Genomic DNA, 9,036 nt, shown 5'->3' on the forward strand with positions numbered 1-9,036 from the left:
AGATGTGGAGAAGAGACAGGGATCATTTCCGCCTGGGCCAGGCCCGTTCCATCGAGCGGCAGCCCGGCCAGGCGCAGCGCGGCGCGCAGGGTATCGCCCAGCGGCAGGCTGACGGGACCGAGGGCGAGGGACAACCAGAGGACCAACACGAGCGAAATCCCCAGCGCACCGAACAGTGCGCGGGGACGAACAACCGATTTCAATGGGCGGCTTCCGTACTCAGCGGTTTCGCGGAAGGATAAAAGGCTGCGGAGAGAGCCGCCAGGCCATCCGGCAGGCGCGGACCGAGGCCGCCCACCAGGAGCGTCGGGTCCAGCACCAGCAGACGTCCGTCACGCGCCGCGCGGGTCGCGGCGAGCCCGGGGTTCTGCTTGAGCAGCGCGGCACGCGCCGCATCACCTTCGAGGCTGCGGTCGGCGATCACCACCGCGACCGGATCGAGCGCTGCCAGGGCTTCCACCGAGATCGGCTTGTAACCCTCATGGGTAGCCAGGTTGCGTGCTCCGGCTCGGTTCAGGACCCAATCGCCGCCGGTATTGCGCCCGGCTACCAGCAACTGACCGCCGGCATTGCCGATCACCAGCAGGACGCCCGGGGCCGGCTGGCTCTTCTGCGCGGCCACGATCCAGTCCGCCTGGCGCCGCAGCCGCTGGCGATAGTCAAGTTCGGCGGCCTCGGCGCGCTGGGGCACGCCGAGCCAGTCGCCGAGCTTCTTCAGGTTGCTTTCCAGTGCCTCCAGATCCGGCTTGGCGGAGAGGGTCTCGACCCGCACGCCGGCGCCTTCGAGCTGCTTGAGTACCGGCGGAGGCCCCATTTCCTCGGTGCCGATGAGGATATCCGGACGCAACGCCAGCACGCCCTCGGCAGCCAGTTGGCGCTGGTAGCCGACGCTCGGCAGCTGTTTCAGCGTCTGCGGATGCTGGCTGGTGGTGTCCACCCCGACCAGCTTGCTCTCGCCGCCCAGCGCCACTACCCATTCGCTCAGCGAGCCGCCCGCGCTCACCCAGCGTTGCGGCAGCTCGGCGGCCTGGGCCATGCCGGTGCCGAGCAGGATGCCCAGCGCCAACCCGTTGAATAGTCGATCGATACGCATGATCTCTCCTCAGAGCGCCTTGAAGGATTCGGCCAGTTCGCGCCAGTCGTCGCGCTCGGGCTCGCCGGGCTTGCGCGCGCCGAACAGTTGCACGATCAGTTCGCCGTCGGCGTCGAAGGCCTCCCAACTGGTTACGATGCCATCGGTGCTCGGCTTGCGCACCCGCCAAAGCTCGGCGATGCCGGTGGTCTTCAGGTGCAGGTTGAATTCCGGATCGAGCACGTTGAACCAGTCGTCCAGCCACTTCAGGTTGCACACAGGCCCGGTATGGATCTGGATGCAGTGGGCGTTGCCGACGAACACCATGATCGGCAACCCGCTTTCGGCCGCCGCTTCGAAGAGTTTCGCCAGGTCGCCATTGTCCAGGCGCTCGGCCCATTCGCCGCCAGCCAGGCGCAGCGCCTGGGTGCGCTGCGCGCCATGCTTCTTCAGCAGGGCGTGGAAATGATGGGTGTCCTTCAACGCGGCCCAGCCTTCGCGCAAGGCGGCGGCATCGATCTGCGCATCGACGAGCGAAGCAGCCGGCGCGCGGGGTTCGCGCAGGGCCAGCACGGCATCCTGCTCGGCAGCCCGCAGGCGCTCGACCAGCGGTTCCCAGGCGCGGACGTCGCTGGCCTCGGTAAGGAACACCTTGTGCACCGCCACGCCCTGCTGGTCGAACACCTGGATGCTGCGCTGGGTACCCCGCGCTGTCTCCTCGGCAATGGCGAAGACAGCGTTCCACCCCCCCAGGAACAGGCGCAGGTCGATATCCGGCGAGACCACCAGGCCCATCTGCCCATTGGCAGAGACCGTCACTTCGCGATACGGCCCCTTGCGTTCGTGGACGCAATGCTCGTTGCGGGTCAGCGCCATGATCGGCCCCAGTTCGCCGAGCGCCGGCAGCAAGGCGGCCCAGTCCGGCCGCAGGCGCACGGCATCGATGCCGACCCGGCTGGCGACCAGCTCGCCTTCGCTGACCTGCAACAGCGCGGCGGCGTCGCGTGCGCGTAGCTGCGGTCGCTCGGCGCGCAGGTCCTGCCAGGCGCGGTAAAGCTCGGCAGGGGAATGGGAAAGGCTGGGAGTGCTGCTCATCGACGGTTCCTCGGGCATATCCGGTTCGGTCGCGCTACGCGCAAAAACAGGTGAACTTTGCCACAAAACGCATATATGAATCCATTTGATAATTATTTGCATTAGCGTTTTTCTGGCAGTACCTTGTGCGCCCGACGTCCCCCTGGCTATTCGCCACCGGCCCGACCCAAGGAGTCCCACATGCCGCTCTCCCCACCCTTCGCCCTGCGCCCCTGCCTGGCCCTGCTGTTGCTCAGCCCTTCCCTGGCTCTGGCGGGGAACGCCGTCCCGCTGACCCCGACCACCATCACCGCCACCCGTACCGAGCAGGCAGTGGATTCGGTGCCGAGCACCGTCAGCGTGCAGACCCGCGAACAACTGGACCGGCAGAACGTCAACAACATCAAGGAACTGGTGCGCTACGAACCGGGAGTCTCGGTCGGCGGCGCCGGCCAGCGTGCCGGGATCACCGGCTACAACATCCGCGGCATCGACGGGAACCGCATCCTTACGCAGATCGACGGGGTCGAACTGCCCAACGACTTCTTCAGCGGCCCCTACGCGCAGACCCACCGCAACTACGTCGATCCGGACATCGTAAAGCGCGTGGAAATCCTTCGCGGCCCGGCCTCGGCGCTGTACGGCAGCAACGCCATCGGCGGCGCGGTGAGCTACTTCACCCTCGACCCGTCGGACATCATCAAGGACGGCAAGGACGTCGGCGCCCGGCTGAAGGCCGGCTACGAGTCGGCCAGCCACTCCTGGCTGACCTCGGCCACCGTCGCCGGCCGCGCCGACGACTTCGACGGCCTGCTGCATTATGGCTACCGCCAGGGCCACGAGACCGAATCCAACGGCGGCCACGGCGGCACCGGGCTCTCGCGCAGCGAAGCCAACCCGGAAGACGCCGACAGCTACAGCCTGCTCGGCAAGCTGGGCTGGAACTACGCCGAGGGTAGCCGCTTCGGGCTGGTCTTCGAGAAGTACAAGAGCGACGTCGATACCGACCAGAAGAGCGCCTATGGCGGCCCGTACGACAAGGGCAAGCCAGCCATCCCGCCGAGCATGCTGCCGGGCGGCATGTACCAGTGGCGCAAGGGCAACGACACCCTGACTCGCGAGCGCTACGGCCTGGAGCACCATTTCCTGCTCGACAGCCCGGTCGCCGATCGCATCCAGTGGAGCCTGAACTACCAGTTGGCGAAGACCGACCAGGCGACCCGCGAGTTCTACTACCCGATCACCCGCAAGGTCCTGCGCACCCGCGACACTACCTACAAGGAACGCCTGTGGGTCTTCGACAGCCAGTTGGACAAGAGCTTCGCCATCGGCGAGACCGAGCACCTGCTGAGCTACGGGATCAATCTCAAGCACCAGAAGGTCACCGGCATGCGCAGCGGCACCGGCACCAACCTGAACACCGGCGCGGACAGTCCGCGCGATGCCCTGGAGCGCAGCAGCGACTTTCCCGATCCGACGGTGAAGACCTACGCCCTGTTCGCCCAGGACAGCATCAGCTGGAACGACTGGACCTTCACTCCCGGCCTGCGTTACGACTACACGCGCATGGAGCCGCACATCACCGACGAGTTCCTGCGCACCATGAAGCAGAGCCAGAACACCGCGGTCGACGAGTCGGACAAGAAATGGCACCGGGTTTCGCCCAAGTTCGGCGTGACCTACGACTTCGCCCAGCACTACACCTGGTACGGCCAATACGCCCAGGGCTTCCGCACGCCCACCGCCAAGGCGCTGTACGGTCGATTCGAGAACCTGCAGGCGGGCTACCACATCGAGCCTAACCCCAACCTCAAGCCGGAAAAGAGCCAGAGCTTCGAGACCGGGCTGCGCGGCAAGTTCGACGAAGGCAGCTTCGGCGTGGCGGTGTTCTACAACAAATATCGCGACTTCATCGACGAAGACGCCCTGAATACCGATAGCACCGGCGGCAACGGCCAGACCTTCCAGTCCAACAACATCGAGCGTGCGGTGATCAAGGGCGTCGAGCTCAAGGGCCGCCTGGAGCTGGGCGCCTTCGGCGCGCCGCAGGGACTCTACACCCAGGGCAGCGTGGCCTACGCCTACGGTCGCAACAAGGACAACGGCGAGCCGATCAACAGCGTCAACCCACTCACCGGAGTGTTCGGCCTGGGCTACGACGAAGCAGACGGCAACTACGGCGGGCTGCTCAGCTGGACCCTGGTCAAACGCAAGGATCGCGTCGACGACAGCACCTTCCACACCCCGGATGGCACCGCCAGCCAGTTCAAGACCCCGGGCTTCGGCGTCCTCGACCTCAGCGCCTACTACAGGCTGAGCAAGGACCTGACCCTCAACGCCGGTCTCTACAACCTGACCGACAAGAAATACTGGCTGTGGGATGACGTGCGCGGCTACGACAGCGTCGGCGAGGCTTCGGCGCTGGCCCCGGCCAACATCGACCGACTGTCCCAGCCAGGCCGCAATTTCGCGGTCAACCTGGTCTGGGACATCTGACCCGTTACCCCTTCGCACACGGAAGTGCCCCCATACCCAGCGCCTGGCCATGCCGGGCGCTTTCCATGCCACAGGTGAAAGCCGTCCTCCGGATCAGGGATAATGATCCCGGCAAACGGAGCGCCCATGATCCACCTGTGTCCCTCTTCCCATCTCGCCGAAGGCAACAGCCGCGGCTTCCTCGTCGATGAGCGGCGGCTGTTCGCGGTGCGTCGCGACGGCCGCGCCTACATCTACCTGAACCGCTGCCCGCATCGCGGCATCCCGTTGGAGTGGCAGCCCGATGCCTTCCTCGACGACAGCGCCAGCCTGATCCGTTGCGCCAGCCACGGCGCGCTGTTCCTCATCGAGTCCGGCGAGTGCGTCGCCGGCCCCTGCGCTGGCGAGCGCTTGCGCGCCCTGCCCTGCCGGGAAGACGCCGAAGGCCTCTGGGTGGAGCTGGACGACTGACCCAACGGGGGATGGGCGGCAAGCCGCGAGGCAACGGCTAGGCTTGCGGCACAAAGATAAAAAAGAGGAAGGAACGCGCCATGCGCCGATTCAGCCTGCGCTTCGTCCTGCTGCTCCTGTTCGGCCTGCTGCTCTATGCCTGCCGCAATGAACCGGGCCCCGTACGGCTCGCCCCTGGCGTAACAGCGGCGGATTACCGGACTTTCTTCGTCCAGGCGGTACGCGCCGAGGGGCACCGCATCGACTTCGAGGAGCGTTTCGATACGGCCGTGCGCCGCGCCCTGGAGGCCAAGGGCTATCGCTACCAGGCGGAACACGGCGACCTGCGGGTGATCTACGCCCTCGGCCTGCAACGCCAGCCGGGCCTGGAAATGCGCCCGGTGATCACCCAGGATGGCGTCTTCACCCAGACCCAACTGACCGAAGACACCGAGGCCAGGCTGGCGCTGCGCATCCTTGATGAAAGCAACGGCAGGGTCCTTCTGGAAAGCGTGCTGAGCCGCCAACTGCACGATCCGGCGCTGACCCAGGAAGCGTTCGACCGCGGCGTCGCGCAGTTGCTGAAGGACTTCCCGAGTCGCAGTCAACCTTGAATGTCACAGGCCGTCGAAGTCGTCCTCGCGACGCTCGGCGCTCTCGCCGGGTGCCAACAGCCGGGGCGGCCGCCGTTGCAGCCACCACAGGGCGGCGATCCCCAGGGCAGCCATTGCGCCGCGGAACAGCAGGCCGAACAGGTTGCCGTCGGCCTCCATCCCGCCCTCGATCCAGGCAATCAATAGCCGCGACAGAGTCAGGATCGATTGCAGCAGCACTACCAGGATCAACGCCGGCTGCACCAGCGAAGCCCGGCGCAGGGCGAACAGCAGGAACAACGCCAGGGCGAACTGATGGCCGCCATAGAACACCCGCGCATCGCTGACCGCCGAAGGCTCCATCAGCAGCATGCCACTGAGATTGGCCATCTCGTAGGGACGCACCCAGTACAGCACTCCCAGCGCGCCCCATACCAGCGCCTGAACCAGCAAAACCAAACGGGCGAAGAGCATCCCCTTTCTCCTCGGGCCTGTTGCCCCCAGCGGTCAGTTCGACACCGGCGGCGAACGCCCCGGCAACCCTAAGGACAGCAGACCCAAACCGCGCCGACGAGTTCGCTGCGACAATCCGTCCCTGCCCAACGGCAACCCGGCGCGGCGGGCAGCGCATCGCTTCGTCACAAGTGGATACAGCTCACCGGCTGGGTGGCGGCGGGTGCCAGCGGTATGCTCCCGGCATTCGCTCGCAGCAAGGAGAATCCCATGCGCCGCTTCGCACCCCTGGCCGTCCTGGCCGCCACCCTGCTCCACGGTTCCCTCGTCCAGGCCGCCGAACCGCTGGCCATCGACGTCCACCGCGACGCCAACTGCGGCTGCTGCAAGGACTGGATCAAGCACCTCGAAGCCAACGGTTTCAAGGTCACCGACCATGTGGAAGCAGACATGAGCGCAGTCAAGAGCCGCCTCGGCGTGCCCTACAGCATGGGCTCCTGTCATACCGGAGTGATCGACGGCAAGTTCGTCGAAGGCCACGTGCCGGCAGCCGACATCCTCAAGCTGCGCGAACGTGCCGACCTGGTCGGCGCCGCCGTACCGGGCATGCCGGTCGGCTCGCCGGGCATGGAAATGGGCGACCGCCAGGACGCCTACCAGGTCGTCGGCCTGACCAGGAGCGGCCAGGCCTCGGTACTGGCGGAGTACCCGGGACGCTAACGAAAACGCCGTTTCCCCCAGGGGAAACGGCGTTTTTCCTTGTAGCAGGGCGTGAGGATCACTCCGCCAGGCTATCGACCTTCTTCTGCGGCGACAGCAGCCCGTCGGCGCGGAACATCGACTTGATCCCGCGCACCGCCTGGCGCAGGCGGTCGCGGTTCTCGATCAGGGCGAAACGCACATGATCGTCGCCGTAGTCGCCGAAGCCGATCCCCGGCGACACCGAGACCTTGGCGTCCTGCAACAGCTTCTTGGCGAACTCCAGCGAGCCCAGATGCGCGTAGGGCTCGGGGATCTTCGCCCAGACGTACATCGAGGCCTTCGGGTTCTCCACCATCCAGCCGGCCTCGCGCAGTCCCTTCACCAGGACGTCGCGGCGCTGCTGGTACTGCCGGGCGATATCGCGGACGCACTGCTGGTCGCCTTCCAGAGCGGCGATGGCCGCCACCTGCAGGGGCGTGAAGGTGCCGTAGTCGTGGTAGCTCTTGATCCGCGCCAGGGCCGAGACCAGCTCGGGATTGCCGACCATGAAGCCGATCCGCCAGCCGGCCATGTTGTAGCTCTTCGACAGGGTGAAGAACTCCACGGCGATGTCCTTGGCACCCGGCACCTGCATGATCGACGGCGCTTTCCAGCCGTCGTAGACGATGTCGGCATAGGCCAGGTCGTGCACGACCATCACGTCGTACTGCTTGGCCAGCGCCACCACGCGCTCGAAGAAGTCCAGCTCGACGCACTGCGCGGTAGGGTTGGAGGGGAAGCCGAGAATCATCATGCGTGGCTTGGGAATCGATTCGCGGATCGCCCGTTCCAGCTCGTTGAAGAAATCGATGCCCGGCACCAGCGGCACCGAGCGCACCTGGGCGCCGGCGATCACCGCACCGTAGATGTGGATCGGATAGCTCGGGTTGGGCACGAGGATGGTGTCGCCATGGTCGAGGGTCGCCAGCATCAGGTGCGCGAGGCCTTCCTTGGAGCCGATGGTGACGATGGCTTCGCTTTCCGGGTCGATCTGCACGTCGTAGCGGTCGCGGTACCAGTGCGAGATGGCCCGGCGCAGGCGCGGGATGCCGCGCGAGGTGGAGTAGCCATGGGTGTCTTCGCGCTGGGCGACGGTGCAGAGCTTCTCGACGATATGCGGCGGGGTCGGCCCGTCGGGATTGCCCATGCTCAGGTCGATGATGTCCTCGCCACGGCGACGAGCGGCCATCTTCAGTTCGGCGGTGATATTGAAAACGTAGGGGGGAAGGCGGTCGATGCGCGCGAAACGGCGCGCAGGGCGTGATTCAGCCATGCTGTCCTCGGAGTAACGTAAGCGCCCGGAACCGTCCGAGCGACGCCGGCCGCTGCGGCGGCCTGGAAAGCGCCAGCCAGGCGCTTTCTTGTCGGCGAACATAAAGGCCGATAGGCTGCTTGTCGAGTCCCCCCTCGCGTTTTTCATTCCATTTCACAGGAAAAGGCCCATGTCCCGACGCTACTGGCAACTCGATGTGTTCGCCGAGCGTCCGCTCACCGGCAACGGCCTGGCCGTATTCGACGACGCCAGCACCCTCGATGACGCCGCCATGCAGGCCTGGACCCGCGAACTGCGCCAGTTCGAATCGATCTTCCTGCTGCCGGGCGACGACCCACGGGCCTTCGGCGCACGGATCTTCACCCTGGAGGAAGAACTGCCGTTCGCCGGCCACCCGCTGCTCGGCGCCGCCGCCCTGCTCCATCACCTGCGCGGCGGCGACAACGAACAGCACTGGACGCTGCACCTGGCCAGCAAGTCGGTGGCCCTGCGCAGCGTGCGGGCGGGCAGCGGTTTCTACGCCGAGATGGACCAGGGCCGCGCCGAATTCGGCGCCACCCCGGACGCCGGGACCTGCCGCTGGTTCGCCGAAGCCTTCTCGCTATCGGCCAACGACCTGTCCGGGCATCCACCGCGGGTGGTGAGCACCGGCCTGCCCTACCTGCTCCTGCCGGTGACCGCCGAGGCGCTGGGTCGAGCCCGTCAGGTCAACGATTTGCAAGAAGCCCTGGATAAACTCGGCGCGGCGTTTGTCTATCTGCTCGACGTCGACGGGCGCGAGGGCCGCACCTGGGACAGCCTGGGGCTGGTGGAAGACGTGGCTACCGGCAGCGCTGCCGGTCCGGTCGCCGCCTACCTGGTGGAATACGGGCTTGCCGCGCGCGGCGCACCCTTCGTCCTGCACC

The 9,036-nt window shown here is 66.4% G+C and carries 9 protein-coding genes and 1 pseudogene; 5 read left to right on the forward strand and 5 right to left on the reverse strand.

Annotation, left to right across the window (positions count from 1 at the left end):
• The 3 genes and pseudogenes from FFS27_RS33710 to FFS27_RS22955 all read right to left on the reverse strand — a co-directional run.
• Positions 1–149 (reverse strand): annotated as a pseudogene (locus tag FFS27_RS33710) (hypothetical protein); the annotation flags it as partial.
• Positions 150–199: 50 nt separating this feature from the next.
• Complete coding sequence (locus FFS27_RS22950) at positions 200–1,093, reverse strand: hemin ABC transporter substrate-binding protein (protein ID WP_021264068.1); 894 nt, start codon at positions 1,091–1,093, stop codon at positions 200–202.
• Positions 1,094–1,102: 9 nt separating this feature from the next.
• On the reverse strand, positions 1,103–2,167 hold the full coding sequence (locus FFS27_RS22955) for a hemin-degrading factor (protein WP_003125379.1): 1,065 nt from the start codon (positions 2,165–2,167) through the stop codon (positions 1,103–1,105).
• Positions 2,168–2,347: 180 nt separating this feature from the next.
• Between FFS27_RS22955 and phuR the strand changes: the two genes are divergently transcribed.
• The 3 genes from phuR to FFS27_RS22970 all read left to right on the forward strand — a co-directional run bounded on the left by phuR (position 2,348) and on the right by FFS27_RS22970 (position 5,685).
• The gene (gene phuR / locus FFS27_RS22960; RefSeq protein WP_023101599.1) at positions 2,348–4,642 is read left to right on the forward strand and encodes a heme/hemoglobin uptake receptor PhuR; all 2,295 of its coding nucleotides are present in this window, start codon (positions 2,348–2,350) and stop codon (positions 4,640–4,642) included.
• Between the two features lie 102 nt (positions 4,643–4,744).
• Positions 4,745–5,092 carry a Rieske (2Fe-2S) protein gene (locus FFS27_RS22965; RefSeq protein ID WP_003121065.1) on the forward strand — a complete coding sequence of 116 codons (348 nt, stop codon included), beginning with the start codon at positions 4,745–4,747 and terminating at the stop codon, positions 5,090–5,092.
• Positions 5,093–5,172: 80 nt separating this feature from the next.
• Complete coding sequence (locus FFS27_RS22970) at positions 5,173–5,685, forward strand: DUF4136 domain-containing protein (protein WP_003123496.1); 513 nt, start codon at positions 5,173–5,175, stop codon at positions 5,683–5,685.
• A gap of 3 nt (positions 5,686–5,688) precedes the next feature.
• Here the strand turns inward: FFS27_RS22970 and FFS27_RS22975 are convergent, their stop codons facing one another.
• A complete protein-coding gene (locus tag FFS27_RS22975; protein ID WP_021264066.1) occupies positions 5,689–6,138 on the reverse strand; it encodes a DUF4345 family protein in 450 nt (149 codons plus the stop codon).
• Between the two features lie 249 nt (positions 6,139–6,387).
• On the opposite strand from FFS27_RS22975, the gene FFS27_RS22980 reads away from it, so the two are divergent.
• Positions 6,388–6,837 carry a DUF411 domain-containing protein gene (locus tag FFS27_RS22980; RefSeq protein WP_003095106.1) on the forward strand — a complete coding sequence of 150 codons (450 nt, stop codon included), beginning with the start codon at positions 6,388–6,390 and terminating at the stop codon, positions 6,835–6,837.
• 58 nt (positions 6,838–6,895) lie between these two features.
• Here the strand turns inward: FFS27_RS22980 and alaC are convergent, their stop codons facing one another.
• On the reverse strand, positions 6,896–8,131 hold the full coding sequence (gene alaC, locus FFS27_RS22985) for an alanine transaminase (protein WP_003111172.1): 1,236 nt from the start codon (positions 8,129–8,131) through the stop codon (positions 6,896–6,898).
• Between the two features lie 169 nt (positions 8,132–8,300).
• On the opposite strand from alaC, the gene FFS27_RS22990 reads away from it, so the two are divergent.
• The coding region (locus FFS27_RS22990; protein WP_137952225.1) for a PhzF family phenazine biosynthesis protein at positions 8,301–9,036 on the forward strand (736 nt) is incomplete at its 3' end.

Source organism: Pseudomonas sp. 2VD (assembly GCF_005503585.1).
Lineage (GTDB): Bacteria > Pseudomonadota > Gammaproteobacteria > Pseudomonadales > Pseudomonadaceae > Pseudomonas > Pseudomonas aeruginosa.